Genomic DNA, 1,942 nt, shown 5'->3' with positions numbered 1-1,942 from the left:
AGGCAATAAAACAGTCAGCTGTGCGCTGACTGTTTTTTTATTGTATATTTAAAAAAAACCTTGCTATGCGAGGGGTTCCAAAGAGCTTCTAGCTATGGACAAGAAAAAAACAGCCGAGCAATCAGGTATGTTGGTGAGTATTCGAGCAAAAATAATTGTTTCATCTTTTGTGGTTTATTTGAAAGGGAAGAGTAGCTTAATGATATTCGATCGGCATGCCAACCTGAATACAAATATGGAAACAGGAAGTTTTGAGTGTGTCTTTTGACACGGACCAGTACTCCAGCGTTTCACGCGAGAGCAAACCACCAGTCTAACTTGGTTCTGATTCATTGTAATCTTAGCAAGATATAGAAGGGGTTAGTAAGCTATTAACTAAGTCGGCTAAAATTTTCAAGCCTTCAGTGAAAGAATAAAATTAGAAGTTATGAAAACCCCAGCATTTGTGGATAGCTAAACATTCTGTAACTTTTTTTAAAATTAAATAATATCAATCACCATCAGTACGTTCTTATAAGACATAGTTAATATAGATAAGGGCTGTGATTTAAATTAAATATTGTTGGGGGCTTAGGCCCTTTATTTTTGTTGTTAAAAATATGTTCTACACTAAAAATTTCCGGAACTAAAATTATTGTTGAAACTACATTAGCATTTAAGTAGCTTTTTACATTTCTTAGAATAACGATGTTTCGCCGCATATTCTTATATGATACTGTAATCGAATTTTAGCTAGACACTTGGTTAAAGTTTGCTGCTATGTACATAAGTATCGTCAATAAAGTAGAAAATTTAGTTCTATTCGTCATTCTTCATCCTTATACTATAAAGATTACATCAAAAAGGAGAGGAAATTTTGTGGATTGATGGCGTGTTTTCTGGTGGCGGTTTGAAGGGCTTTGCCTTAGTAGGGGCATATCAAGTATTAGAAGCTGAACATTTTCGATTTAAACGTGTAGCTGGTACAAGTGCAGGTGCCATTTTAGCTGCCTTTATTGCTGCGGGTTATAGTGGAAAAGAGATAGAGATGATGCTAGAAGAGTTAGATGTTCCTTCATTACTTGATCCAAGAAGAACAATTTTCCCTTTTCCTTTTATGAAATGGGTAAATGTTTATAATCATTTAGGTCTCTATAAAGGAAAGGCGTTAGAAAAATGGTTTTTCCAAAAGCTAGCTGCAAAAGGAGTATATACTTTTGGTGATCTGCCTAAAGATTCTCTTAAATTAGTAGCTTCAGATTTAACGAATGGTAGAATGATTGTTTTACCAGATGATTTGCATAAATATCAAATTGAAGCAAAGAATTTTTCAGTAGCTTGTGCGTTACGCATGAGTTGCGGTATACCTTTTTTCTTTGAACCAGTTACATTAAAGACTGGGAAGGGTGAATCGGTTATAGTGGATGGTGGTGTTTTAAGTAATTTTCCACTATGGATATTCGATGATAAAGAAGGTCGGAAAGTACGTCCGATTTTAGGTCTGAAACTGAGTAGAAGAAGAGAAGAACAATGTCCTCAAGAAATTAAGAATGGTCTAAATTTATTTGAGGCACTATTTTCAACTATGAAAGATGCACATGATGAAAGGTATATATCAAGACGACACGAAAGAGACATTATTTTTATTCCTGTAGAAGATTATAGTGCAACCCAATTTGATTTAAATGAAGAAACAAAAGAAACTCTATTAGAAATAGGAAGAAACCGTACAATTCAATTTTTACGAAATTGGCCAAGATTGAGGTTATAATTTTTAAAAAAAATAATTATAAAACTATTGACCAATGACAAATAGGGTGTTATTATATAAAAGTTGCTGTTGAGATATGCAGCTACTAAAATATAAAATAAAATAACTGTTTGACATTAAATATAAAACATGTTATTATATAAAAGTTAACTCTTTCAGAAGAGTAAACGAAATGAACCTTGAAAACTGAAC

General features: G+C 33.0%; 1 protein-coding gene and 1 pseudogene. Both read left to right on the top strand.

The features are described from left to right. Positions 1-127 precede the first annotated feature (127 nt). Positions 128-252 (top strand): annotated as a pseudogene (locus VK91_RS22635) (IS200/IS605 family transposase); the annotation flags it as partial. 604 nt (positions 253-856) lie between these two features. After that, on the top strand, positions 857-1,750 hold the full coding sequence (locus VK91_RS22045; RefSeq protein WP_048395942.1) for a patatin-like phospholipase family protein: 894 nt from the start codon (positions 857-859) through the stop codon (positions 1,748-1,750). Positions 1,751-1,942 lie beyond the last annotated feature (192 nt).

Source organism: Lysinibacillus sp. LK3 (assembly GCF_001043675.1).
GTDB lineage: Bacteria > Bacillota > Bacilli > Bacillales_A > Planococcaceae > Lysinibacillus > Lysinibacillus capsici.
Note: the sequence above shows the minus strand (reverse complement) of the source record. Positions and strands in the feature narration are given on the sequence as shown.